Origin of the sequence: Limnohabitans sp. Rim11, assembly GCF_001269365.1 — a bacterium.
Taxonomy (GTDB): Bacteria; Pseudomonadota; Gammaproteobacteria; order Burkholderiales; family Burkholderiaceae_C; genus Limnohabitans_A.
In genome coordinates this window covers 175,988-199,773 of the sequence record NZ_CXOM01000003.1, presented here as the reverse complement: position 1 = coordinate 199,773, position 23,786 = coordinate 175,988, and the positions used below count along the sequence as shown (strand labels likewise).

Here is a 23,786-nt window from a genome sequence, read left to right as displayed (position 1 = left end):
TCCTTATTTGTTGAGCCAGACGAAATACGTCATGAGCAAAAAGATACCCAAGATCATCACCAAGGCGTAGTGGTACAAAAAGCCCGTTTGCAACTTGCGAGTCCAGTTTGAAACCATCCCCACGAGCTTCCAAGAGCCATTCACAAACAAGCCGTCGATCAAGGTGCGATCGCCAACTTTCCAGAGGCCTGTACCCAAGGCGCGCGCACCGCGGGCCAAGATGTTTTCGTTGATCCAATCCATGTAGTACTTGTTTTCCAAGATGACCACCAAGGGGCACAGCGCACGGCCAATGGCAGCAGGCACGGCTGGATTAATGAGGTACATGTACCAAGAAACCACCACACCGGCCAAAGCCAGCCAGAACGGCGCTGTCGAAACAGCATGCAAGGCCATGGCCACAGGACCGTGGAAGGCCTCAGCCAAATCTTTCATGGCGTGATGTTTGTCGGCATCGACAAAGATGGCGTCTTTGAAGAACTCGCCAAACAACATGGGGTCGATGGTCATGTAACCAATCACCACTGAGGGGATGGCCAACAAAATGAGGGGCACTGTAACCACCCAGGGCGACTCATGCGGTGCATGGCTGTCGTGACCGTGGTCGTCGTGATGGTCGTCATGTCCATGGTGTGCATCAGGGTTCTGGTCATAGCGCTCTTTGCCATGGAACACCAAGAAGTACATGCGGAATGAGTAGAAGGCAGTAACGAACACACCTGCCAGCACCGCAAAGTTGGCAAAGCCAGCGGCCGCCAAGTGGCTCTCGTGGACAGCTTCAATGATGCTGTCTTTGGAGTAGAAGCCTGAGAAGAAAGGCGTGCCAATCAGAGCCAATGAACCGAGCAAGGATGTGATCCAAGTGATGGGCATGTACTTGCGCACGCCGCCCATGTAGCGGATGTCTTGGTTGTGGTGCATGCCCATAATGACCGAACCCGCGCCCAAGAACAACAAGGCCTTGAAGAATGCGTGCGTCATGAGGTGGAACACCGCCACAGAATAAGCAGAAGCACCCAAAGCCACAGTCATGTAACCCAACTGAGACAGCGTGGAATAGGCCACCACGCGCTTGATGTCGTTTTGAATGATGCCCAAGAAACCCATGAACAAGGCGGTAATAGAACCGATGATCATGATGAAGTTCAGAGCGGTATCAGACAACTCGAACAAGGGCGACATGCGGGCCACCATGAAAATGCCAGCAGTCACCATGGTCGCTGCGTGAATCAAGGCAGAGATCGGTGTTGGGCCTTCCATGGAGTCTGGCAACCAGACGTGCAGGGGGAACTGGGCTGATTTGCCCATGGCGCCAATGAACAAACAAATACAAATGACCGTGACCAACATCCAAGAGGTACCAGGCAATGTCAGTGCGCTAAGGTCGGCGGCTTTGGCAAATGCTTCTGTGTAATTCAGGGTGCCTGCAAAAGCGGCAATCAGGCCAATGCCTAAGATGAAACCAAAGTCACCCACACGGTTGACCAAGAAGGCTTTCATGTTGGCAAAAATGGCTGTGGGTTTGTTGTACCAGAAACCAATGAGCAAGTAAGACACCAAGCCCACCGCCTCCCAACCGAAGAACAGTTGGAGCATGTTGTTGCTCATAACCAGCATCAACATGGAGAAGGTGAACAAAGAGATGTAGGCAAAGAAACGGTTGTAGCCTTCGTCTTCGTCCATATAACCGATGGTGTACAAGTGCACCATGAGCGACACAAAGGTGACGACGCACATCATCATGGCGGTCAGGCCATCGACCAAGAAGCCCACTTCCATTTTGAGACCACCCACCACCATCCAGGTGTAGAGGGTTTCGTTAAAGCGGGCGCCATCGACCACCACGCTCTTGAGCGTAGAGGCTGACAATATGAAAGCAATCAGCACACCCAAAATAGTGAGCGTGTGTGTCAGGCGGCGACCGATCCAGTTGCCACCGAACTTGGTACCAAAGATACCGGCCAGTGCAGCCCCCACCAAGGGGGCCAGTGGCACTGCCAGCAGCGTAGAAGCGTAGAGGGTTTGGCTCATGATTTTTTAACCTCTTAACCCTTGAGCGAATCGAGTTCGTCCACGTTGATGCTGTTCAAGTTGCGGAACAAAAGCACCAAGATGGCCAAACCAATGGCGGACTCGGCCGCTGCCACTGTAAGGATGAAAAACACGAAGACTTGTCCGTGCATGTCACCCAAGTAGTGGGAGAAGGCCACAAAATTCATGTTCACAGCCAAGAGCATCAACTCAATGGCCATCAACAACACGATGAGGTTCTTGCGGTTTAAGAAAATACCGATGACGGCCAATGCAAACAGCATGGCACCCAATGACAAATAGTGTCCAAGCGTTAAAGTCATTATTTAGTCTCCTTCGGAGCGACAGCTTCGGCTTCGGCTGGCGCTTCAGGCGCTTTGGGCGCCTCCCCTACTTTTACGGCATCCATCTTGACCACTACCAAGCGGTCGGCAGCACGGACATGAACCTGCTCTGATGCGTTGATGGCTTTGCTGTCCTTGCGCTCGCGCAATGTCAGGGCAATGGCGGCAATCATGGCCACCAACAAAATGGCCGCAGCCACTTGAATGGGCATGAGGTATTCGGTGTAAAGCAAAATACCGAGCGCCTTGCTGTTTGAAATTTCAGGGACCACTTGGCCCACAGCAAGCGCGACTTTGGGCGCATCAGAAATTCTGAAACCGCTCATCAACACGGCAGCCATTTCGAGTGCCACCAAAGCACCTAATGTGGCCGCCAGTGGAAAGTGCTTCCAAAAACCCGCACGCAGGGTGTCTAAGTTGATGTCTAACATCATGACCACGAACAAGAACAGCACCATCACAGCGCCCAAGTAAACCAAGACCAAAGTCATGGCCAAGAACTCGGCTTGCAAGAGCAACCACAAACCAGATGCTTGTGAAAATGCCAACATGAGGAACAGGACAGCATGCACGGGGTTGCGCGCCGTCACGACTCGGAAAGATGCAAACAAGAGCACCACCGAGAAGAGATAAAAGAAACCAGTTTTGACGTCCATGGGTTGTCGCTTGTTAGTTTTTGTAAATTCAGCCGATCAACGGTACTTAGCATCTGCCGCTTTGGCAGCAGCAATGTCTTTTTCGTAACGATCGCCCACAGCCAAAAGCATCTCTTTGGTGTAGTGCAGGTCGCCGCGTTTCTCGCCGTGGTATTCCAAGATGGACGTTTCGACGATGGAATCGACGGGACAGCTTTCTTCGCAGAACCCACAGAAGATGCACTTGGTCAAATCGATGTCATAGCGTGTGGTGCGGCGTGAACCATCGGCGCGCACATCAGATTCAATGGTGATGGCCATGGCGGGGCAGACTGCCTCGCACAACTTGCAAGCGATGCATCGCTCTTCGCCATTTTCGTAGCGGCGCAGTGCATGCAAGCCCCTGAAGCGAGGTGACAAAGGCGTCTTCTCTTCGGGAAATTGCAAAGTTACTTTGCGACGGAATGCATAACGACCCGTCAAGGCCATGCCCTTGACCAACTCAAACAGCATGAAGCTTTTGAGGAAGTCTTTGAGCGAAAAATTGGATACAGCCACTGTAGACATGTCTTAACCCGGTTATTTCCAAATATTCAAAGGCGAATGCAACCACGCGCCCACAATCAACAGCCACACCAAGGTGACTGGAATAAAAATCTTCCAACCCAAACGCATGATCTGGTCATAGCGGAAGCGCGGGAAAGTAGCGCGAATCCAAATGAACATCGAGACCACGAGGAAGGTCTTGATGCCAAGCCAAATCCAACCAGGGATCATGTTGAACAGGGCGCTGTCGATGGGGGACATCCAGCCACCCAAGAACATGATGACGGCCAAAATGGACACCAACCACATGCTGGCGTATTCGGCCAAGAAGAAGATGGCAAAGCCCATGCCGGAGTACTCGACCATGTGGCCCGCCACAATCTCGGCTTCGCCTTCCACCACGTCAAACGGGTGACGGTTGGTTTCGGCCACGCCAGAAATCAGGTAGACCATGAAAATGGGGAACAAGGGCAACCAGTTCCAAGACAGGAAGTTGAGGCCCATCGTGGCCATCTCGCCTTTGCCTTGACCCAACACAATTTCGGTGAGGTTCATGCTGCCAGTGACCATGATGACCACCAAGAAGCAGAAGCCCATGGCAATTTCATAGCTGACCATTTGCGCAGATGCACGCAAAGCACCCAAGAAAGCGTACTTGGAGTTGGAGGCCCAACCCGCAATGATGACGCCGTAGACCTCAATAGAGGTGATGGCCATGACCAACAACAAACCTGCATTGATGTTGGTCAGTGCCACTTCAGGGCCAAACGGAATAGCCACCCACGCCGCCAAGGCGGGCATGATGGCCATGATGGGGCCCAAACGGAACAAACCAGGGGCCACAGCAGAGGGCGTGATGATTTCTTTGGTGAGCAACTTGATGGCGTCGGCAATGGGTTGCAGCAAACCAAAGGGGCCTACACGGTTAGGGCCCATGCGAACTTGCATGAAGCCCAGGAGCTTGCGCTCCCACAGCGTGAGGTAAGCCACAGCGCCCATGAGGGGTGCCAAGATACAAACAATTTTGATCAAAATCCACAAGACAGGCCAAGCCATGGTGGCCCACCAAGTGGCAGAAACGGCATTCAAGCCGCTGTTGTACAGCGCGTCAATCATGCGTGCACTCCTTCTGCAACAGCCTGTGCATTTCTAGCATCGGCCGTCAATTGCAGTGAAGGTGCGCGGCGCACCAAACTGTCGAGTTGATAAATAGAGGCCACACAAGGCGTGTCCACGTCACCCGCCAAACGAACTTCAGAACCACAAGCATTGCTGAGGTTCAAAGGTGTGGCACTGATTTGCTTCAACACATCTTGTGATGTTTCAAAAGCCAACTGCGGCAAACCGAGCATGTTGGCCAACACGCGCAACACTTTCCAAGCCGGACGGGTTTCGGCCAAAGGCTTGACTACCGCGTGGAAACTTTGCAAGCGACCTTCTGCATTGACAAAGCTACCGGATGTCTCTGTGAACGGTGCAATGGGCAGCAACACGTCTGAGAAAGCCATGTTGGTTTTGAAGGGGCTGAGTGTGACGACCATTTGCATGGCAGCCAAGGCTGCCACGGCTTTGGCACCCGCTGCTGAATCTTCAACAGGTTCTGTGTTGAGAAGCAAAGCAGCTTTCAAACCACCGGCCAACATTTGGGCAGCATTCAAGCCGCCTGACTGTGGCTGAGCTTTGGCCCACTGGGCACCCACTGTGTTGGCGGCTTCTGTGAGGTAGCCGTAAGTAGCACCTGTGTTGTCGGCAATCCATTTGGCCAAGCTGAGCAAGCTAGAGGCGTTGGCGTGGTGAGCTGCCGAGTTGCCCAAGAGAATGGCTTTGCGATCGCCGCCCATCAAGGACTTGGCAATGGCTTGTGCTTCTGGTGTGGCTTGTCCATTGGCAGGGGCTGTGACGCCCTTCTCTGCTGCAATGGCTGCGGCCACATTGGCCAAGCTTTGCGCCCAAGCACTGGCTTCTTGTACATCGGCTTGCTTGATAGGCATGGCCCATGCATCAGCGCCATTGAACAAGGCTTTGGAGGTAATGACATTGACTTGACCACCATGGCGTTGTGCTTGACGAATGCGCTGTGCAAACAGCGGATGGTCTTTGCGCAAGTTGCTGCCCACCACCAACACACGTTGGAGCTGAGACAAGCTGGCAATGGAAGTACCTAAGTAGCGCACGCCTTCTGCTTTGGCAAACTCGGCATTGCGCAGACGGTAATCGATGTTGTCAGAGCCCAAAGAGCGAACCAAGGTGCTGGCCAAATGCAACTCTTCGAGCGTGCTGTGTGGGCTGACCAAAGCACCGATGCTGCTGGCACCATAGTCTTTGCTGATTTGGTTCAAACCGTTGGCCACATATTCCAAGGCGGTTTGCCAGTCGACTTCTTTCCACTCGCCCCCCTGTTTGATCATGGGAGCGCGCAGACGATCGGCACTGTTGAGTGCTTCGTAAGAGAAGCGATCGCGGTCGGCAATCCAGCACTCGTTGACGTCTTCGTTTTCCAAAGGCACCACACGCAGCACTTCGTTGTTCTTGACTTGAACCACCAGGTTGGCACCTGATGAATCGTGAGGTGCCACAGATTTGCGACGTGACAGTTCCCATGTGCGGGCGCTGTAACGGAATGGCTTGCTGGTGAGAGCGCCCACGGGGCAAATGTCGATCATGTTGCCTGAGAGCTCAGAGTCAACCGATTGGCCCACGAAGGTTTCGATTTCTGCATGCTCACCGCGGTGAGACATGCCCAATTCCATGACGCCGGCCACTTCTTGACCGAAGCGAACGCAACGTGTGCAGTGAATGCAACGGCTCATCTCTTGCATGCTGATGAGCGGGCCCACATCTTTGTGGAACACCACACGCTTTTCTTCTTCGTAGCGTGACTTGCTGCCGCCATAACCGACAGCCAAATCTTGCAACTGGCATTCACCGCCTTGGTCGCAAATGGGGCAATCGAGGGGGTGGTTGATGAGCAAAAATTCCATCACAGACTCTTGGGCCTTGATGGCTTTGTCTGACTTGGTGCGCACCACCATGCCTTGTGTGACGGGCGTCGCACAGGCAGGCATTGGCTTGGGTGCTTTTTCGACATCGACCAAGCACATGCGACAGTTGGCCGCAATGCTCAATTTCTTGTGATAGCAGAAGTGAGGAATGTAAGTACCGGCCTTTTCTGCGGCATGCATGACCATGCTGCCTTCTAAGACCTCAACTTTTTTACCGTCTAGTTCAATTTCAACCATGGTGATCTGCCGTCTCAAACGTAAGCGGGGACCATGCAGGTCTTGTGCTCAACGTGGTACTCAAATTCGTGGCGGAAATGTTTGATCATTCCGCGCACAGGCATGGCGGCGGCATCACCCAAAGCGCAAATGGTGCGGCCTTGGATGTTGTCTGCCACCGAGTTCAAGAGGTCGAGGTCGCTTGCGCGGCCTTGGCCATTTTCGATGCGATCGACCATGCGCCACAACCAACCAGTACCTTCACGGCAAGGTGTGCATTGGCCACATGATTCGTGGGAGTAGAAATAAGACAAGCGTTGCAAGGACTTGACCATGCAACGTGTGTCGTCCATGACGATGACCGCGCCAGAACCCAGCATAGAGCCAGCCTTGGCAATGGCGTCGTAGTCCATGGTGATGTCCATCATGATGTTGGCAGGCAACACGGGGGCCGATGAACCGCCAGGAATAACCGCTTTCAAATTGCGACCACCCCGCATACCACCGGCCAACTCCAAGAGCTTGGCAAATGAAGTGCCCAGCGGAATTTCGTAATTGCCAGGGCGCTCTACGTCACCGCTAATAGAGAAGATCTTGGTGCCACCGTTGTTGGGCTTGCCACATTCCAAATACGCCTGACCGCCATTGCGAATGATCCAAGGAACCGCTGCAAAAGTTTCGGTGTTGTTGATGGTGGTGGGCTTGCCGTACAAACCGAAGCTTGCAGGAAATGGTGGCTTGAAGCGAGGTTGGCCTTTTTTGCCTTCCAAGGATTCGAGCAAAGCGGTTTCTTCGCCGCAGATGTAAGCACCGAAACCATGAGATGCATGCAACTGGAAGTTGAAACTGCTGCCCATGATCTTGTCGCCCAGATAGCCTGCAGCGCGGGCTTCTTCTAGCGCGGCTTCGAAGCGTTCGTAGGTTTGGAAAATTTCGCCGTGGATGTAGTTGTAACCCACGTTGATGCCCATGGCATACGCCGCAATGGCCATGCCTTCAATCACGACGTGCGGATTGAATTGCATGATGTCGCGGTCTTTGCAAGTGCCAGGCTCACCTTCGTCTGAGTTGCAAACCAAATACTTTTGGCCTGGGAACTGGCGGGGCATGAAGCTCCACTTCAAGCCGGTGGGGAAACCCGCACCGCCTCGGCCGCGCAATGCGGACTCTTTGACGGTGGCAATGACCTGATCTTGCGTCAGACCTTCACCGCCATCTTTGCCCAAAATTTTGCGCAGGGCTTGGTAGCCACCACGTGCTTCGTAGTCTTTGAGGCTCCAGTTTTTGCCATTCAATCCCGCCAAAATTTGGGGATTGATGTGGCGCTCGTGGAACGAGGTTTCTTGGCCAGTGGCCGCAAAACGCGACAACAACTGATTCAAATCAGCGCTCATGCTGCGCCTCCAGATTTTTGCAATGTATCGACCAACTCATCGAGCTTTTCGTTGCTCATGAAGCTGCACATGGTGCGGTCGTTGACCAACAACACGGGTGCATCGGCACAAGCACCCTGGCACTCGCTAGGCTGCAATGTGATCAGGCCATCGACCGTTGTTTCGCCCGACTGAATGCCCAAACGCTTTTGCAAGTGGGCCAAAGCTTGTTGACCGCCGCGCAATTGGCAAGGCAAATTGGTGCAAACGTTCAGTTTGAACTTGCCCAGCTTTTGCTGGTTGTACATGTTGTAAAAGGTAGTGACTTCATGCACTGCCATGGGCGCCATGCCCAAGTAGTCGGCCACCACTTTTTCGCTCTCGGGGCTGACCCAGCCGAGCTCTTGTTGCACGATGGACAAGCAAGCCATGACGGCGGATTGCTTTTGATCGGCAGGAAATTTGGCCACTTCGCGTGCGAAGCGGGCTTTGGTCGCATCAGAGATCATCGGTCAATCTCTCCAAACACAATGTCCATGGTTCCAATGATGGCCACTGCGTCGGCCAACATGTGGCCACGGGCCATTTCATCAAGGGTCGCCAGATGGGCATAGCCCGGGGCACGGATTTTGAGGCGGTAAGGTTTGTTGGCGCCATCGCTGACGAGGTAAATACCAAACTCACCTTTGGGGTGCTCTACGGCCGCATACGCTTGGCCTTCGGGCACGTGGAAACCTTCTGTGAAAAGTTTGAAGTGGTGAATCAAACCTTCCATGTTGGACTTCATGGACTCGCGTGATGGCGGCGCCACTTTGTGGTTGTCGGTAATGACAGGGCCCGGATTGGCGCGCAACCACTTGATACATTGCTGAATGATGCCGTTCGATTCGCGCATCTCTTGCATGCGAACCAAGTAACGGTCGTAGCTGTCGCCTGTTTTGCCCACGGGCACATCGAACTCGACTTTGTCATAGACATCGTAGGGCTGTGTTTTGCGCAAATCCCAGGCGATGCCCGAACCGCGGAGCATCGGACCCGACATACCCAAATTGATGGCACGCTCTGGGGAAACGACGCCCACGCCCACGGTACGCTGCTTCCAAATGCGGTTGTCGGTGAGCAATGTTTCGTACTCGTCGATGCACTTGGGAAAACGCTGCGTGAAGTCTTCAATGAAGTCCAGCAAGGAACCTTGACGGTTGACGTTCAATTCGGCAATGGCTTTGGCGTTGCGAATTTTGTTGGCTTGGTGCTGCGCCATGGTGTCTGGCAAATCACGGTACACACCACCGGGTCGGAAATAAGCGGCGTGCATACGGGCACCAGAGACGGCCTCGTACATGTCGAACAAATCTTCGCGCTCGCGGAAGGTGTAGATCAAGACCGTGGAGCTACCGCAATCGTTGGCGTGTGAGCCCAACCACATGAGGTGATTGAGCAATCGCGTGATTTCGGAGAACATGACGCGGATGTACTGCGCACGCTCGGGCACCTCAATGCCCAAGAGCTTTTCAATGGCCAAGCAGTAAGCATGCTCATTGGACATCATGGACACATAGTCCAGGCGGTCCATGTAGGGCAAGGACTGAATGTAGGTTTTGGTTTCGGCCAACTTTTCGGTGGCGCGGTGCAAGAGACCAATGTGCGGGTCGGCGCGCTGCACCACCTCACCGTCAAGCTCGAGCACCAATCGAAGAACGCCGTGAGCCGCAGGGTGCTGCGGTCCAAAGTTCAGGGTGTAGTTTTTAATTTCTGCCATGTTGATTCACACAAGCGTTGATGCGCTTAGTGCAGACCTCCGTATTTTTCTTCGCGGATGATCCGAGGTGTAATTTCGCGAGGCTCGATGGACACAGGTTCGTAAATGACGCGCGCGCGTTCGGCGTCGTAGCGCATTTCGACATGACCAGAGATGGGAAAATCTTTGCGGAAAGGATGACCAATGAAACCGTAATCGGTGAGGATGCGGCGCAAATCTTGGTGACCTTCAAACACGATGCCGTACAAATCGAAGGCTTCGCGCTCGTACCAGTTGGCTGAATTCCACAACACGTTGACAGAGTCGACCAAAGGCAAGTCGTCATCGGGGCAAAGCACCATGACGCGCACTCGTTGGTTGAGGCTGAGGGACAGCAAGTGAACCACTACGCAAAAGCGCGGGCCCTCAGTACCTTTGTCTGCGTAGGTGGAATAGTCAACGCCACACAGGTCCATGAGTTGCTCAAATTTGCAGGCGTCTGCATCGCGCAGTGTTTGCATGACGCTGAAATAATTGGCTGCAGGCACTGTGACAGTGACTTCGCCCAAGGCAAGTTCTACTTTGCTAACTTGATTGCCCAAAACCGCTGTGAGGTTTTGTTGGAGTTGTTCGGGGTGAATTGAAAAAGTCATGTTGATTCTTTCAAACCCGCGCAATGGTGTTGGTGCGGCGAATTTTTTGCTGCAACTGAATGATGCCGTAAATGAGTGCTTCGGCAGTTGGGGGGCAGCCAGGCACATAGACATCGACAGGCACGACGCGATCGCAGCCACGCACCACAGAGTAACTGTAGTGATAGTAGCCACCACCGTTGGCACATGAGCCCATGGAAATCACCCAACGTGGCTCTGACATTTGGTCATAAACCTTGCGCAGCGCAGGCGCCATTTTGTTGGTGAGGGTACCGGCCACAATCATCAAGTCACTCTGACGAGGACTGGCGCGAAACACCTCAGCACCAAAACGAGCCAAGTCGTAACGGGCCGTTGCAGCGTGCATCATTTCGACAGCGCAGCAAGCCAAGCCGAAGGTCATGGGCCACAGGGAGCCCGTTTTGGCCCAGTTCACCACAGAGTCGTAACTCGTGGTGACAAAGCCTTCTTTCATTACGCCTTCAATCATTGTTCAGATCCTTGTTGAAGCACACATTCAATTCGTTGAAAGGGAAATCATTCCCAATCGAGGGCGCCTTTTTTCCACTCGTAGACAAAGCCCACAACCAGAATGGCCAGAAAAATAACAACCGCCGCGAAACCAGCCAAACCTACTTCTTTGAGCGCAACGGCCCATGGGAAAAGGAAAGCAATTTCGAGGTCAAACAAAATGAACAAAATCGCGACCAAGTAGTAGCGAACGTCAAACTTCATGCGTGCGTCTTCGAAGGCTTCAAAGCCGCATTCGTAGGGGGAGTTTTTGGCTGCGTCTGGGCGATTGGGGCCGAGGATGTAGCCCAAGACCTGAGGGATGATGCCGATGGCAACGCCTACCAAGATAAACAACAAGATAGGAAGGTATTGGTCGAGGTTGATCATGGACTTCTAATCACTGTTGAAACGCTGAGTGGGAACACTCAGCGTTTCGATGTGTTGGTGCCGTCGGCGAGACTCGAACTCGCACAGCTTTCGCCACTACCCCCTCAAGATAGCGTGTCTACCAATTTCACCACGACGGCGGTTATTTGCTCTGATGGCGTGAGGCACTCACGGGTGAGTTTTAGCTCTCAGAACAACTCGTAGTTTACCCTCAAACCACCCCGATATGAGGGGTAAACATCGAAATTTATGAAGCAATGCCAGATCTTTTGACCCGACAGAATTCTTACTTAGAACTTGCAGGCGCAGCAGGTGCATTGCCAGGAATTTGTGAAGCTGTGCTGTTGTCCACGGGTGCAGGTGCAGCGCTTGGAGCAACCACGGCTGCGCCTTCCAAAACGCTACCAGAAGATGCAGGACGCAGGTTACCAAAGTAAGCCAACATCAAAGTTGTCACAAAAAATATGGTGGCCAATACGGCTGTGGTGCGAGACAAGAAATTAGCGCCACCAGTGGCACCAAACAAGCTGCCAGAACCGCCACTACCAAACGCGGCGCCCATGTCGGCGCCCTTGCCTTGTTGCACCAAAATCAAACCAATCATGGCCAAAGCTGACAACATCTGGACAGCCAAAATTACGGTGATCATTGCGTTCATGTTTCGCTCCTGTTCAATATCTAATGTCTAAAGTTCTGCCGTTTTATGCGGCTGCAGAACCAGCGGCCATGATGGCCAAAAAGTCGGGTGCCTTGAGGGCTGCGCCGCCAATCAAGCCACCATCAATGTCGGGTTGTGCCAGCAACTGAGCGGCATTGGCGGCATTCATGCTGCCACCATACAAAATAGAAATACGGTCTGAATGCGAGGTAGCCGCTTTCAGTTGTGCACGCAAAACCGCGTGAACTTCTTGCGCCTGTTCGGGCGATGCAGTTCGGCCTGTACCGATGGCCCACACGGGCTCGTACGCCACCACAATTTCGCTGATGCAATGGCCGTTGGTGTGAATGACAGCGGCCAACTGGCGCTTCACCACTTCTTCGGTCTTGCCCGCTTCGCGATCGGCCAAAGTTTCGCCTACACACACGATAGGCGTGATGCCAGCCGACAAAGCGCGTTGCGCCTTGAGAGCTACCGTGGCATCGGTTTCTGCATGGTATTGGCGACGCTCTGAATGTCCCACGATGGCATACCGCACCGCGAAATCTTTGAGCATGCCGGCAGAGATTTCGCCGGTATAGGCACCCACCTCTTGCGCCGACACATCTTGAGAACCCAAGGCGATGAGTGATTGACCCGAAAGAATAGCCTGCACCTGTGCCAAGTAGGCCGCAGGGACGCACACAGCAGCTTGGCAGTTCATGCCTTTGCTGCCGTCGAGCACTGCTTGCAACAAAGAAGCGTTGGCAGCCAAACTGCCATTCATCTTCCAGTTACCTGCAATGAGCTTTTGTTTCATGGTCAATCCTTCAAACTCAGGCCATCAATTACTCAGACTGTGAAGGCGCAGCTGGGCGCTCGATCAAAGCCTTCATCGACAATTTCACGCGACCTTTTTCGTCGGTCTCGAGCACTTTGACTTTGACGATCTGACCTTCTTGCAAATAGTCAGACACTTTTTCAACGCGCTCGTGGGCAATTTGGCTGATGTGCAACAAGCCATCTTTGCCTGGCAACAAGTTGATCAACGCACCGAAGTCCAACAACTTGGTGACAGGGCCTTCGTAGACTTTGCCAATTTCAACTTCGGCAGTGATCTGCTCGATGCGACGCTTGGCTTCGTCAGCCTTGGCGCCATCGGCCGCAGCGATGGTGATCGTGCCATCTTCATTGATGTTGATCTGAGTGCCTGTTTCTTCGGTCAACGCGCGGATGGTGGCGCCGCCTTTACCGATCACATCGCGAATTTTCTCGGGATTGATCTTCATGGTGAACAGCTTCGGTGCGAAGTTGGACACTTCGGTTTTGGCTTCGCTCATGGCGTCTTGCATTTTGCCCAAGATGTGCATGCGCGCTTCTTTGGCTTGCGCCAATGCCACTTGCATGATCTCTTTGGTAATGCCTTGGATTTTGATGTCCATCTGCAAGGCAGTCACACCATTGGTGGTGCCGGCCACTTTAAAGTCCATGTCACCCAAATGATCTTCATCGCCCAAGATGTCGGTCAACACGGCAAAGCGGTTGGCATCTTTGATGAGGCCCATGGCAATACCTGCCACGTGTGCTTTCATGGGCACGCCAGCGTCCATCAAGGACAAGCAGCCACCGCACACAGAAGCCATGGAAGAAGAACCATTGGACTCTGTAATTTCAGAGACCACACGCATGGTGTAAGGGAATTCTTCTTTGGAAGGCAACACAGCGGCCAAAGCACGCTTGGCCAAACGGCCGTGACCAATTTCACGACGCTTTGTAGAGCCCATGCGGCCCACTTCGCCAGTGGCAAAGGGAGGCATGTTGTAGTGCAACATGAAGCGGTCTTCGTACTCACCGGCCAAGGCGTCAATGCGTTGTGCATCGCGCTCTGTACCCAAAGTGGCAATCACCAAAGCTTGTGTTTCGCCGCGTGTGAACAAGGTAGAACCGTGTGTGCGTGGCAACACAGAGTTGCGAATTTCGATAGGGCGAACTGTGCGTGTGTCGCGACCGTCGATGCGTGGCTCGCCTGCCAAGATTTGGCTGCGAACAATGTTGGCTTCGATGTCAAACAACATGCCTTCAACTTTGACGCTGTCAAATTCAACGCCGTCAGCCTTGAGGCCTGCCATGGTGGCAGCGTATGTTTCGCGGCAAGCTTGTGTGCGGCTTTGTTTGTTACGGATTTGGTAAGCAGCGCGGAGTTTTTCTTCGGCTTGTGCTTTCACCTTGGCAATCAGGTCTTCGTCCTTGGCGGGCGCAGTCCAATCCCAAGCGGGTTTGCCAGCGTCGCGCACCAATTCGTGAATGGCGTTGATCGCAATATTGCCTTGCTCGTGGCCAAACACCACAGCGCCCAACATGATCTCTTCAGACAATTGTTGTGCTTCAGATTCCACCATCAACACAGCAGCTTCTGTACCGGCAACGACCAAGTCCATCTGGCTGTCTTTGCGTTGTGTTTGACCAGGGTTCAACACGTATTCGCCGTTGATATAACCCACGCGCGCAGCGCCGATAGGGCCATTGAAAGGCACGCCAGAAATAGACAATGCAGCGCTCACCGCGATCAAAGCTGCGATGTCGGCATCGACTTCAGGGTTCAAAGAAACGGTGTGCACCACAACGTGCACATCGTTGTAGAAGCCTTCTGGGAACAGAGGGCGAATAGGACGGTCGATCAAACGGCTGGTGAGGGTTTCCAACTCGCTAGGCTTGGCTTCACGCTTGAAGAAGCTGCCAGGAATCTTGCCTGCTGCGTAAGCTTTCTCAATGTAGTCCACGGTCAAGGGGAAAAAGTCTTGACCAGCTTTGGAATTTTTAGAAGCAACCACTGTGGCCAGAACCACGGTGTCTTCGATGTTGACCAGCACAGCGCCGGAAGCTTGGCGTGCAATTTCGCCGGTTTCCATGATGACCTTGTGTTGGCCCCATTGGAAAGTTTTTGTCACTTTGTTAAAAATGGACATGTTCAATAACTCCAGAAAATCACAGTGCAAACGGCTGCACTGAAAAGCCTAGATATTTGCAGTCTGAACTCGATGCCATTCCATGAATGATCTGCCTTAAAACACAGATGATTGATGGAATGACACAGCGCGGGTTCGGTCTGAAAACGTCTTTTTAGAAAACTTAAAGTAGAAAGCGCCTGAGCTAGCGGGCTAACTCAGGCGCTTGTCATCTTTCGATACGCTTATTTGCGCAGGCCAAGTTTGGCGATCAGAGCAACGTAGCGGTCAGCGTCTTTGGACTTCAAGTAGTCCAACAATTTACGACGGCGGCTCACCATGCGCAACAAACCGCGGCGACCATGGTGGTCTTTGGCGTGTGTTTTGAAGTGAGGTGTCAACTCGTTGATACGAGCTGTGAGCAAAGCCACTTGGACTTCGGGGCTACCAGTGTCATTGGCAGCGCGGGCATTGGCCTTAACGACTTCTGCTTTGATTGAAGATGCAATCATTTTTCTTCCTTGTTTTTCGACACTCGCTGATGGCAGAAAACCGCCAAAAAAGATAAGTCGAGGTTTATAACTTGCGCAAGCGGTTTGGAATCAACTGCTGCGTGCGATCCTTGACAGAGGGCGAACCGCCTGACAAAGCCTCGGGATTATAACCATAGACGAGGCCAAAATGAAGCCCCAAAGCACGGAAACTGGGTAAAAATACAGCCCAACCTGGCCCTAATTCGAACCCAATTTGAAGAAATTCACCCAAAATCAGGCCTTATGGACAAAATCAGAATCGACAAATGGCTTTGGGCTGCGCGTTTTTACAAAACCAGATCCTTGGCCACCGATGACATTGGCAAAGGTCGGGTCGAGGTCAACGATCAAACAGCAAAAGCCTCACGCGAGGTCAAAGTGGGCGATACGGTCAAGCTTCGACAAGGCGATGTGACTCGGACCATCAACATCTTGGCTTTGAGCGATCAGCGCGGCCCTGCACCGGTGGCGCAACAACTCTATGAAGAAACCTCAGAAAGTCTGGCTCTGCGCGAAAAAGTGACCATTCAGCGGCGATTGGCCAGAGAGCCAGCGCTCAGCATTGAACAAGGCAGACCTACAAAAAGGAATCGACGCGAATTAGAAAAAGCCAAACAAACGGGTTGGAACGATCGCTGGAGCGCATCTTTGGACACGCCCTGACACCTAAGCGCCAGTTATGCGCTAAATCGGGGGTTTTCACCCTCCCCTTTCCCAAAGCTCCCCTCTAAAGTCTGCCTTGATCGCAACACAGAGGAGACTATTTTGAAGTTCACGAAACACTCAGCCAATGCCAATCGTCGCTTTGGTTTAAGCATTCTTGGCACCCTCGGCTTGGTGAGCAGCCTTGGCATGGGCTTGATGGCCAGCAACGCTGCCATGGCGCAGGCCGCTTATCCCAACAAACCCATCCGCTTGGTCGTGACATTTCCCACAGGCGGAGCCCCAGACATCTTGGCTCGCTTGTTCAGCGAAAAAGCCCAGTTGGGTCAACCGATTGTGATTGACAACAAACCAGGCGCTGGTGGCAACATTGGCAGTGACATCGTGGCCAAATCTGCTGGCGACGGCTACACCTTGGTCATGGGCACGGTAGGGACGCACTCCATCAATGGCGCACTTTACGAAAAAATGCCCTATGACATGGTGAAGAACTTCACGCCTATCTCGTTGATTGCATCTGCACCCAATTTACTCGTAGTTAACAATGACTTGCCCGTCAAAACGGTGCCAGAACTCATTGCCTACATGAAAGCCAACCCCAACAAATTGTCATTTGGCTCTCCTGGCATTGGCACCTCTGTCCACATGTCTGGTGAATTGTTCAAGTCGATGACAGGCACCAGCATGACGCACGTCCCCTACAAAGGTCGACAGTTTTTCATTCCCGACCTGATTGGCGGCAGCATTCAATTGGTCTTTGACAACATGCCCTCTGCACTGCCCATGGCCAAAGAAGGCAAGATCAGAGCCATTGCGCAAACGACCGCCAAGCGTTCACCTGCAGCACCCGATATCCCAACAGTGGCTGAATCTTTGCCTGGCTTTGAGGCCACCACTTGGTTTGCCATGTTTGCACCTGCCAACACGCCCAAAGCGGTCATCGACAGACTCAATGCAGAAGCCTTGCGCGTTTTCAAATTGCCAGAAGTGGCCGAGCGTTTGAAGACATTGGGTTTGGATCCCGTTTTGTCTTCCTCAGAAGAACTGGGCAAATACCAAGCCAGCGAAATTGTGAAATGGGCCAAAGTGGTCAAAGATTCTGGCGCCAAAGCCGAATAATTTTTTCAACCTGCCTTCATTGGATTTATTTATGACAATTGAACTCAACCGACGCGACGTCCTGCAAGCAGGCCTGGCAGGCGCAGTCAGCATTGCCATGCCAGCCATGGCACAAGGCGCATTTCCCTCCAAACCGATCAAGCTCATTTGCCCTTGGCCAGCGGGTGGCTCCACCGATGGTGTGATGCGTGCTTTGGCCGAAAGTGCCACTCGCATTTTGGGCAGCCCCGTGGTCATTGAAAACAAAGCCGGCGCCAGCGGCATGTTAGGCCCCAATGAATTGGTCAATGCCAAACCAGATGGCTATACCTTGTCGCAATTGACCATTGGCATTTTGCGTTTGCCACACATGCAGAAGATGCAATTCAACCCTCTGCAAGACTTCACATTCATTGCGTGCCTTACGGGCTACACCTTTGGCATTGTGGTGCGCTCTGACTCACCCATTAAATCCATCAAAGACTTGGTGGACTATGCCAAAGCCAACCCTGGTAAATTCACATTTGGCTCAACCGGTAATGGCACCACGCCTCATTTGGCCGTGGAAGAATTTGCAATGAAAGCCGGCATCCAGTTGCAGCACGTTCCCTTCAAAGGCAGTGCAGATGGCATGGCCTCCGTCTTAGGTGGCCACGTGATGTCGCACAGCGACGCCACAGGTTGGGCGCCGCATGTGGACGCTGGCACCTGCCGGTTGTTGGCAACTTACGGTAGCAAACGCACCAAGCGTTGGCCCAATGTACCCACCTTGACAGAGTTGGGTTACGACACCGTATCAGATTCACCATTTGGCATTGGTGGCCCCAAGGGCATGGACCCCGCAGTGACTAAAAAGTTGCATGACGCCTTCAAGAAAACTTTGGAAGATCCACAAGTTTTGGCCACTTTCGAAAAATTTGACCAGTCGGTGATCTACATGAACACCGAGGAGTACACCAAGTTTGCGCGCGACAATTACCAAAAAGAAAAAACCATCATCGACAAACTAGGCTTGGCCAAACCCGCTTAACGCACTTACAAAAAAAGCCCAGATGCTCTGGGCTTTTTTCATGGGCGACGGCATCCAATTACGAAGCAGGCCGAACCATCTTGCAGCTGCTCGGCATCTCGACTTCATTGGCTTTAAATTGCTTCACCGTTTTGAAACCATAGCCAGAACCTTCCACATCAAAGGGCACCTCTACCCCGCCCTGCTTGGCCATGATGCCCACCACCAAGGGTTGTTGGAACTGATGGTCTTGCGCGCGCATTTTGCCGCGCTGCCCACCCATGCTGACCTCGGATTTTTCAAGTTGCAAAGCAACGACCAAGGGCTCTGAACTTCCTGCTCTTTCGATGGATTGAACCAATGCCTCCATCATCAATTGCATTCTGAGATGTACATAGTCTTCTGAAGGTTTGTCAAAGCGTTGCTTGAACGTTTGATAAAATTTCACGCTTTCTGAACCGGCCACATTGGGCATCCACTCCGCCACGGCCAAGACTTTGCCCACACCCGCATCGCCCATGGCAGCAGGCGCTCCTAGAGCATTGCCATAAAAAGTATAAAACTTGCCATCAAAGCCCACTTCTTTGGCGGCTTTCACCAACAAAGTCAGATCATTACCCCAATTGCCCGTGATCACAGCCTGTGCACCCGAGGCTTTAATTTTGGAGGCATAAGGCAAGAAATCTTTGACACGTCCCATCGGGTGCAACTCTTCACCCGTCACTTGGATGTCGGGACGCAAGCTGTTCAATTGCTGTTTGGCTTCACGCAAAACAGCCTGACCAAAACTGTAGTCTTGGCCGATCAAATAGACCGACTTTAATTTGGTGTCTTGCTTCAGGACTTGCATCAAAGCGGTCATGCGCATGTCGGCATGCGCATCAAATCTGAAATGCCAGAAGTTGCATTTTTCTTCTGTCAGTGCAGGGTCAACAGCGGAGTAATTGAGAAACAAAACTCGTTTATTGGGCTCACGCTCGTTGTGCTTTTGAATAGCATCTATCAGCACAGCCGCGTTGGCCGAAGAGTTACCCTGAAAAACATATTGAGCACCTGCATCAATGGCTGCACGCAGCGACGTCAGGGCCTCTTCGTTTTGTCCCTTGCTGTCATAGCGATTCAGTACCAGCAGCCTTTTTCCGTCCGCAGTAGCTACACCACCCCGCGCATTGACTCGCTCGACAGCCCACACCAAATTGCGCAGCACCGCCTCCCCTGTGTTGGCAAAAGGACCGCTCATACCTTCAATCATGGCCAACTGAATAGGCGGCTTCTGGGCATGCGCCAACAAACACGCACTGAGTGCCAAGCACACAAAGCTTCGCATCACGAATCGAACCGTATTGATCAAAACAATATCCTTAAGAAAATTTAATGACTGGCCGTCAGAATGTGTGAAAGTGGCCAGCGTGGCTTCACGTCAAAGCTGTAGTCGAATAGCGGGGCTTGTTGCCCCGCTTGAACGCGCATGGCTGCGGCCATGGCAATCATCGCGCCATTGTCGGTGCATAAGTGAAGCTCTGGATAATGCACGCGCACACCTGCTTTTGCACAGGCTTCATTGAGCTGCTTTCGCAGCAAGCGATTGGCGCCAACGCCCCCCGCTACCACCAAGCGGCGCATGCCTGTTAATTTGAGCGCCGCCATCGACTTCTTCAACAACACCTCAACAATGGCTGCTTCGGTTGAAGCTGCCAAGTCTGCTTTGTGCGTGGTGTTGACGTCATGCAAACTGTTTCCCAGCTTGTTGGCTTGTGTCAGCACCGAAGTTTTCAAACCCGCAAACGAAAAGTCCAGGTCACCACTGTGCAATAAGGGTCGTGGCAATTTGAACGCCAGAGGATTACCTGCTTCAGCGCACTTGGACAAAGCAGGCCCGCCAGGGTAGCCCAGCCCCATCAGCTTGGCCGATTTGTCAAAGGCCTCGCCAGCGGCATCATCGACTGTCTCACCCAAAATTTCGTAAGCGCCAACAGCCTCGACACGCATCAGTTGGGTGTGCCCGCCCGAAACCAGCAAAGCCACAAACGGAAACTCGGGTGGGTCGTCACTTAAAAATGGCGAGAGCAAGTGGCCTTCCAAATGGTGAACACCCAACACGGGTTTTTTCAAAGCTGCCCCCAAGGCACATCCCACGCCAGCCCCTACTAGCAAAGCGCCCGCCAAGCCTGGGCCGCGCGTATAGGCCACCACATCTACTTGGTTCAAATCAATTTGGGCATTTTTCAAGACTTCACGCGTTAAAGGGATAACGCGTTTGATGTGATCGCGACTGGCCAATTCAGGCACCACACCACCATAGGCTTGGTGCATGTCAATTTGACTGAACAGCGCATGTGAGAGCAAACGAGGGGCGCCTGTGGCTTGGGTTTGCACCAAAGCCACGCCGGTTTCATCGCAAGAAGACTCAATTCCTAGAAAAAGCATAGGAGGGAGTTTATGCGATCGATTCATTGGCCATATAACGCCAAGTTATCTAAGCTTTGAGACAATATGGGAATGGGCATTGGACACTACATCAAAGAAATAGGCCGCGGCAAAGATGGCGCGCGTTCGCTCACGCGCGAACAAGCGGCAGATTTACTGGGCCAAGTGCTGGACCAACAGGTCTCCGACTTAGAAATCGGCGCCTTCTGCTTGGCCATGCGCATCAAAGGCGAAACGCCCGAAGAAATGGCGGGTTTTTTGGATGCGGCTCACGCACGTTTAAACAAACTGTCCAACGATCCATCAAAAACAACCGTGGTCATCCCCTGCTACAACGGTGCACGCAAATTACCGGCTTTAGCACCCTTGTTAGCTTTGCTACTGGTACAACAAGGTGTTCGCGTGTGCGTTCACGGTACGCCCACTGAAAGCAGCCGCACCACCTCATTTGAAGTCTTTGAAGCCATGGGTCACAAGCCCATGACCCAGGTATCAGATGCGCATGACGGATTGAATTTGATTGCCACAGAAGTTTTAAGCCCGGCCCTTAAAAATCTTCTCGATGTGCGACGCGTGGTGAATTTGCGCAACCCTGCCCACAGCTTGGTCAAACTCATGAACCCTTGCCAAGGCTCCGCTTTGATCGTCAGCAGTTACACCCATCCCGAATACGCGCATTCGATGGCGCAAACCTTTCAGCTGACCCAGGCCAATGCCTTCTTGCTGAGAGGCACAGAGGGAGAACCTGTGGCAGATGCGCGCCGCGCGCCTCAAATGGATTTTTTCCACAATGGCAGCACCCAGACTGTTCAAGCAGCACAAGCTGGAGCATTGCAAAGCATTCCCGACTTGCCTGCAGCCAATGCAGAATCCACCGCAGAATACATTCAAGAAATTTTGAATCAGCAGCGCGCAGTTCCCTCGCCCATTGCGCTTCAAGTTCAACACATTTTGCAGGCCTTGAAATCACTATGAGCCACAAGGATTCTTCATTCACAAACTCTTCTGGCAAAACGCAAGGCACTTGCACCTTGGTTGGGGCAGGCCCTGGTGATCCCGAGTTGCTCACAGTCAAAGCCGTGAAGGCCATTCGAGCAGCTACCGTTTTGTTGGTAGACGATTTGGTCAATGAAGCAGTTTTAACACACGCATCCTCATCTGCGCGCATTGTCTTTGTGGGCAAACGCGGCGGCTGCAAAAGCACACCGCAAGCCTTCATTGAAAAACTCATGATCAACGCGGTTCACGAAGGTGAAACCGTGGTGCGTTTAAAAGGCGGCGATCCTTTCATATTTGGCCGAGGTGGCGAAGAAGTCGAGCACCTGCGCGAAGTTGGCATCGAGGCCAACATCATCAACGGCATCACGTCTGGATTAGCGGCCATCACCAGCCTAGGCGCGCCCCTCACTCACCGTGAACACGCGCATGGCGTTGTGTTTGTCACTGGCCATGCCAAGCCCGGTGACAACGGCACCGACTGGCGACAACTGGCAGCCACGGCGCGCGATGCCAAACTGACACTGGTCATTTACATGGGCGTGAGTGGTGCAGAACATATTCAAAACGAGTTACTCACAGGATTACCTGAAAGCACACCTGTGGCCATCATCGAGAACGCTTCTTTGCCACACCAACGTCAAGCCTTGACGCAATTGGGAAGCCTGACTCTCACCCTTCAAGAAACAGGCCTCAAAAGTCCCAGCATCTTGATCGTGGGCGATGTGGTGAAAGCTTGCGCTCAAATTTTCCAAGCAGATCAAAACCAGCAAACTGCCCCTACACTCCCACTGCATGCAAACATGTGATGTGGTGATTGTGGGTGCCGGGGCTGCCGGCCTTTTTTGTGCCGGTGTGGCCGGGCAGTTGGGCTTGTCTGTTCTGCTCATTGATCACAGCAACAAAGTGGCTGAAAAAATCCGTATCTCTGGCGGTGGTCGTTGCAATTTCACCAACCGACTCATCGATGCCAGCGCGCCTCACAAACATTTCTTGAGCGAGAACCCGCACTTTTGCCGCAGTGCCCTGTCTCGTTACACCGCCCAAGACTTCATTGACTTGATGCAGTCTTACGACATCCCATTTCATGAAAAGCACAAAGGGCAATTGTTTTGCGATCGGTCCGCCGAAGACTTGATTCAAATGCTTTTGAAAGAATGCGACAAAGGCGGCGTCTTGCGTTGGCAGGGTTGCGGCGTTAAGACCATCTCGCAAACCGAGAATGGCTATCAACTCCAAACCGACCAAGGGCATGTTCAAGCCGGCGCGGTGGTGATTGCCACAGGCGGCTTGTCCATTCCCAAAATTGGCGCCACCGATTTTGGCTACCGCATCGCCCAACAATTTGGCTTGCGGTTGGTCACAAGAAGGCCAGGATTGGTCCCCCTCACCTTTGATGACAAAGAGTGGGCACCTTATGCAAGTTTGGCAGGCCTGTCCTTGCCCGTCAGCATTGAAACTGGCGCTAAAAAAACCCGCATGAGCTTTGACGAAGACCTGCTGTTCACGCACCGGGGTTTGTCGGGCCCGGCTGTTTTGCAAATTTCCAGCTATTGGCACGAGGGACAACCCCTCCATTTGAACTTGGCCCCCCAAGCTGACATCGAAGGTTCACTGATGCAAGCCAAGGTCCGGTCCAAAAAACTCATTGCCAACGAACTCGGTGCGTGGGTGCCCAACCGATTGGCCGATGCCTGGGTGGCCCAAGACAGCCAATGGCAGCGCCCCGTCGCCGAGGCCAGCGACAAAGCTCTGACGCAGTTGGCCCAAAAACTCAGCCATTGGCCCCTCACGCCCAATGGCAGCGAAGGCTATAAAAAAGCCGAGGTCACTCTGGGAGGGGTGGACACCCGAGATTTATCGTCCCAAACCATGGAATCGAAGCAACCAGGCCTGTATTTCATTGGCGAAGTGGTCGATGTGACGGGCTGGCTAGGCGGGTACAACTTCCAATGGGCTTGGGCCAGCGCCTTTGCCTGCGCCCAAGCCCTGAAGCAAAAACACGAAATTGCCCCCTAAATGGCCTTTTTGGGCCCAAAA

At 52.9% G+C, this 23,786-nt stretch carries 24 protein-coding genes and 1 tRNA gene; 6 read left to right on the top strand and 19 right to left on the bottom strand.

The features are described 5' to 3' along the window. Nucleotides 1–3 precede the first annotated feature (3 nt). From nuoL to rpsO, 17 genes are all read right to left on the bottom strand, one after another. Nucleotides 4–2,031, bottom strand: coding sequence for an NADH-quinone oxidoreductase subunit L (nuoL, locus tag AMM03_RS10020; RefSeq protein ID WP_090131161.1), 2,028 nt, complete (start codon nucleotides 2,029–2,031; stop codon nucleotides 4–6). A 14-nt stretch (nucleotides 2,032–2,045) separates the two neighbouring features. Next, on the bottom strand, nucleotides 2,046–2,354 hold the full coding sequence (gene nuoK, locus AMM03_RS10015; protein ID WP_090131159.1) for an NADH-quinone oxidoreductase subunit NuoK: 309 nt from the start codon (nucleotides 2,352–2,354) through the stop codon (nucleotides 2,046–2,048). Then, nucleotides 2,354–3,031 (bottom strand): NADH-quinone oxidoreductase subunit J, encoded by a 678-nt coding sequence (locus tag AMM03_RS10010; RefSeq protein ID WP_090131157.1) that lies wholly within the window; start codon nucleotides 3,029–3,031, stop codon nucleotides 2,354–2,356. The genes nuoK and AMM03_RS10010 overlap by 1 nt, the downstream gene beginning before the upstream one ends. A gap of 36 nt (nucleotides 3,032–3,067) precedes the next feature. Beyond that, a complete protein-coding gene (gene nuoI, locus AMM03_RS10005) occupies nucleotides 3,068–3,577 on the bottom strand; it encodes an NADH-quinone oxidoreductase subunit NuoI (protein ID WP_090131156.1) in 510 nt (169 codons plus the stop codon). 12 nt (nucleotides 3,578–3,589) lie between these two features. Then, entirely contained in the window at nucleotides 3,590–4,672 is a 1,083-nt protein-coding gene (nuoH, locus tag AMM03_RS10000; RefSeq protein ID WP_090131154.1) for an NADH-quinone oxidoreductase subunit NuoH, read from the bottom strand. Beyond that, nucleotides 4,669–6,795 (bottom strand): NADH-quinone oxidoreductase subunit NuoG, encoded by a 2,127-nt coding sequence (nuoG, locus tag AMM03_RS09995; RefSeq protein WP_090131152.1) that lies wholly within the window; start codon nucleotides 6,793–6,795, stop codon nucleotides 4,669–4,671. The genes nuoH and nuoG overlap by 4 nt, the downstream gene beginning before the upstream one ends. Nucleotides 6,796–6,809: 14 nt before the next feature. Beyond that, nucleotides 6,810–8,168 carry an NADH-quinone oxidoreductase subunit NuoF gene (gene nuoF, locus AMM03_RS09990; protein WP_090131150.1) on the bottom strand — a complete coding sequence of 453 codons (1,359 nt, stop codon included), beginning with the start codon at nucleotides 8,166–8,168 and terminating at the stop codon, nucleotides 6,810–6,812. Then, nucleotides 8,165–8,656 (bottom strand): NADH-quinone oxidoreductase subunit NuoE, encoded by a 492-nt coding sequence (gene nuoE, locus AMM03_RS09985; protein ID WP_090131148.1) that lies wholly within the window; start codon nucleotides 8,654–8,656, stop codon nucleotides 8,165–8,167. The genes nuoF and nuoE overlap by 4 nt, the downstream gene beginning before the upstream one ends. Then, entirely contained in the window at nucleotides 8,653–9,906 is a 1,254-nt protein-coding gene (locus AMM03_RS09980; RefSeq protein ID WP_090131146.1) for an NADH-quinone oxidoreductase subunit D, read from the bottom strand. Before AMM03_RS09980 ends, nuoE begins: the two co-directional genes overlap by 4 nt. A gap of 26 nt (nucleotides 9,907–9,932) precedes the next feature. Then, nucleotides 9,933–10,538, bottom strand: coding sequence for an NADH-quinone oxidoreductase subunit C (locus AMM03_RS09975; protein ID WP_090131144.1), 606 nt, complete (start codon nucleotides 10,536–10,538; stop codon nucleotides 9,933–9,935). Between the two features lie 10 nt (nucleotides 10,539–10,548). Further along, a complete protein-coding gene (locus tag AMM03_RS09970; RefSeq protein ID WP_090131142.1) occupies nucleotides 10,549–11,028 on the bottom strand; it encodes a NuoB/complex I 20 kDa subunit family protein in 480 nt (159 codons plus the stop codon). 47 nt (nucleotides 11,029–11,075) lie between these two features. After that, a complete protein-coding gene (locus AMM03_RS09965) occupies nucleotides 11,076–11,435 on the bottom strand; it encodes an NADH-quinone oxidoreductase subunit A (protein ID WP_090131560.1) in 360 nt (119 codons plus the stop codon). Between the two features lie 58 nt (nucleotides 11,436–11,493). Continuing rightward, nucleotides 11,494–11,578: transfer RNA gene (locus AMM03_RS09960), tRNA-Leu, on the bottom strand. 146 nt (nucleotides 11,579–11,724) lie between these two features. Continuing rightward, a complete protein-coding gene (secG, locus tag AMM03_RS09955) occupies nucleotides 11,725–12,096 on the bottom strand; it encodes a preprotein translocase subunit SecG (protein ID WP_090131140.1) in 372 nt (123 codons plus the stop codon). A 43-nt stretch (nucleotides 12,097–12,139) separates the two neighbouring features. Beyond that, nucleotides 12,140–12,895 carry a triose-phosphate isomerase gene (gene tpiA, locus AMM03_RS09950; protein WP_090131138.1) on the bottom strand — a complete coding sequence of 252 codons (756 nt, stop codon included), beginning with the start codon at nucleotides 12,893–12,895 and terminating at the stop codon, nucleotides 12,140–12,142. Between the two features lie 28 nt (nucleotides 12,896–12,923). Further along, the gene (gene pnp / locus AMM03_RS09945) at nucleotides 12,924–15,041 is read right to left on the bottom strand and encodes a polyribonucleotide nucleotidyltransferase (RefSeq protein WP_090131136.1); all 2,118 of its coding nucleotides are present in this window, start codon (nucleotides 15,039–15,041) and stop codon (nucleotides 12,924–12,926) included. 224 nt (nucleotides 15,042–15,265) lie between these two features. Next, a complete protein-coding gene (rpsO, locus tag AMM03_RS09940; protein ID WP_055360330.1) occupies nucleotides 15,266–15,532 on the bottom strand; it encodes a 30S ribosomal protein S15 in 267 nt (88 codons plus the stop codon). A gap of 264 nt (nucleotides 15,533–15,796) precedes the next feature. Here rpsO and AMM03_RS09930 point away from each other — a divergent pair, with 264 nt between their 5' ends. The 3 genes from AMM03_RS09930 (at nucleotide 15,797) to AMM03_RS09920 (ending at nucleotide 18,344) form a co-directional block, all read left to right on the top strand. Then, a complete protein-coding gene (locus AMM03_RS09930) occupies nucleotides 15,797–16,216 on the top strand; it encodes an RNA-binding S4 domain-containing protein (RefSeq protein WP_090131132.1) in 420 nt (139 codons plus the stop codon). Between the two features lie 189 nt (nucleotides 16,217–16,405). Further along, the gene (locus AMM03_RS09925) at nucleotides 16,406–17,335 is read left to right on the top strand and encodes a tripartite tricarboxylate transporter substrate binding protein (protein ID WP_090131558.1); all 930 of its coding nucleotides are present in this window, start codon (nucleotides 16,406–16,408) and stop codon (nucleotides 17,333–17,335) included. A gap of 31 nt (nucleotides 17,336–17,366) precedes the next feature. Beyond that, nucleotides 17,367–18,344, top strand: a complete 978-nt coding sequence (locus tag AMM03_RS09920; RefSeq protein ID WP_090131128.1) for a Bug family tripartite tricarboxylate transporter substrate binding protein — start codon at nucleotides 17,367–17,369, stop codon at nucleotides 18,342–18,344. A gap of 58 nt (nucleotides 18,345–18,402) precedes the next feature. On the opposite strand, the gene AMM03_RS09915 is transcribed toward AMM03_RS09920, so the two are convergent. Further along, entirely contained in the window at nucleotides 18,403–19,650 is a 1,248-nt protein-coding gene (locus AMM03_RS09915) for a branched-chain amino acid ABC transporter substrate-binding protein (RefSeq protein WP_090131126.1), read from the bottom strand. Between the two features lie 44 nt (nucleotides 19,651–19,694). Next, nucleotides 19,695–20,750 (bottom strand): tRNA (adenosine(37)-N6)-threonylcarbamoyltransferase complex transferase subunit TsaD, encoded by a 1,056-nt coding sequence (gene tsaD / locus AMM03_RS09910; protein WP_090131124.1) that lies wholly within the window; start codon nucleotides 20,748–20,750, stop codon nucleotides 19,695–19,697. Nucleotides 20,751–20,822: 72 nt separating this feature from the next. Here tsaD and ybiB point away from each other — a divergent pair, with 72 nt between their 5' ends. The 3 genes from ybiB to AMM03_RS09895 are packed head-to-tail and all read left to right on the top strand — an operon-like array spanning nucleotide 20,823 to nucleotide 23,765. Then, on the top strand, nucleotides 20,823–21,725 hold the full coding sequence (ybiB, locus tag AMM03_RS09905) for a DNA-binding protein YbiB (RefSeq protein WP_090131122.1): 903 nt from the start codon (nucleotides 20,823–20,825) through the stop codon (nucleotides 21,723–21,725). Next, a complete protein-coding gene (gene cobA / locus AMM03_RS09900; RefSeq protein WP_090131120.1) occupies nucleotides 21,722–22,555 on the top strand; it encodes a uroporphyrinogen-III C-methyltransferase in 834 nt (277 codons plus the stop codon). The genes ybiB and cobA overlap by 4 nt, the downstream gene beginning before the upstream one ends. Then, a complete protein-coding gene (locus tag AMM03_RS09895) occupies nucleotides 22,542–23,765 on the top strand; it encodes a BaiN/RdsA family NAD(P)/FAD-dependent oxidoreductase (protein ID WP_090131118.1) in 1,224 nt (407 codons plus the stop codon). The genes cobA and AMM03_RS09895 overlap by 14 nt, the downstream gene beginning before the upstream one ends. The last annotated feature ends 21 nt before the right edge of the window (nucleotides 23,766–23,786 follow it).

What these genes read in the sequence shown, in the direction of transcription:
- cobA (WP_090131120.1), top strand. Translation starts at nt 21,722, where the DNA reads ATGAGCCACAAGGATTCTTCATTCACAAACTCTTCTGGCAAAACGCAA.
- nuoK (WP_090131159.1), bottom strand. Translation starts at nt 2,354, where the DNA reads ATGACTTTAACGCTTGGACACTATTTGTCATTGGGTGCCATGCTGTTT.
- pnp (WP_090131136.1), bottom strand. Translation starts at nt 15,041, where the DNA reads ATGTCCATTTTTAACAAAGTGACAAAAACTTTCCAATGGGGCCAACAC.
- AMM03_RS09970 (WP_090131142.1), bottom strand. Translation starts at nt 11,028, where the DNA reads ATGATTGAAGGCGTAATGAAAGAAGGCTTTGTCACCACGAGTTACGAC.
- rpsO (WP_055360330.1), bottom strand. Translation starts at nt 15,532, where the DNA reads ATGATTGCATCTTCAATCAAAGCAGAAGTCGTTAAGGCCAATGCCCGC.
- AMM03_RS09915 (WP_090131126.1), bottom strand. Translation starts at nt 19,650, where the DNA reads ATGCGAAGCTTTGTGTGCTTGGCACTCAGTGCGTGTTTGTTGGCGCAT.
- nuoG (WP_090131152.1), bottom strand. Translation starts at nt 6,795, where the DNA reads ATGGTTGAAATTGAACTAGACGGTAAAAAAGTTGAGGTCTTAGAAGGC.
- nuoH (WP_090131154.1), bottom strand. Translation starts at nt 4,672, where the DNA reads ATGATTGACGCGCTGTACAACAGCGGCTTGAATGCCGTTTCTGCCACT.
- tsaD (WP_090131124.1), bottom strand. Translation starts at nt 20,750, where the DNA reads ATGCTTTTTCTAGGAATTGAGTCTTCTTGCGATGAAACCGGCGTGGCT.
- AMM03_RS09930 (WP_090131132.1), top strand. Translation starts at nt 15,797, where the DNA reads ATGGACAAAATCAGAATCGACAAATGGCTTTGGGCTGCGCGTTTTTAC.
- nuoL (WP_090131161.1), bottom strand. Translation starts at nt 2,031, where the DNA reads ATGAGCCAAACCCTCTACGCTTCTACGCTGCTGGCAGTGCCACTGGCC.
- nuoI (WP_090131156.1), bottom strand. Translation starts at nt 3,577, where the DNA reads ATGTCTACAGTGGCTGTATCCAATTTTTCGCTCAAAGACTTCCTCAAA.
- ybiB (WP_090131122.1), top strand. Translation starts at nt 20,823, where the DNA reads ATGGGCATTGGACACTACATCAAAGAAATAGGCCGCGGCAAAGATGGC.
- tpiA (WP_090131138.1), bottom strand. Translation starts at nt 12,895, where the DNA reads ATGAAACAAAAGCTCATTGCAGGTAACTGGAAGATGAATGGCAGTTTG.
- AMM03_RS09920 (WP_090131128.1), top strand. Translation starts at nt 17,367, where the DNA reads ATGACAATTGAACTCAACCGACGCGACGTCCTGCAAGCAGGCCTGGCA.
- AMM03_RS09975 (WP_090131144.1), bottom strand. Translation starts at nt 10,538, where the DNA reads ATGACTTTTTCAATTCACCCCGAACAACTCCAACAAAACCTCACAGCG.
- AMM03_RS09980 (WP_090131146.1), bottom strand. Translation starts at nt 9,906, where the DNA reads ATGGCAGAAATTAAAAACTACACCCTGAACTTTGGACCGCAGCACCCT.
- secG (WP_090131140.1), bottom strand. Translation starts at nt 12,096, where the DNA reads ATGAACGCAATGATCACCGTAATTTTGGCTGTCCAGATGTTGTCAGCT.
- AMM03_RS09895 (WP_090131118.1), top strand. Translation starts at nt 22,542, where the DNA reads ATGCAAACATGTGATGTGGTGATTGTGGGTGCCGGGGCTGCCGGCCTT.
- AMM03_RS09925 (WP_090131558.1), top strand. Translation starts at nt 16,406, where the DNA reads ATGGGCTTGATGGCCAGCAACGCTGCCATGGCGCAGGCCGCTTATCCC.
- nuoF (WP_090131150.1), bottom strand. Translation starts at nt 8,168, where the DNA reads ATGAGCGCTGATTTGAATCAGTTGTTGTCGCGTTTTGCGGCCACTGGC.
- nuoE (WP_090131148.1), bottom strand. Translation starts at nt 8,656, where the DNA reads ATGATCTCTGATGCGACCAAAGCCCGCTTCGCACGCGAAGTGGCCAAA.
- AMM03_RS10010 (WP_090131157.1), bottom strand. Translation starts at nt 3,031, where the DNA reads ATGGACGTCAAAACTGGTTTCTTTTATCTCTTCTCGGTGGTGCTCTTG.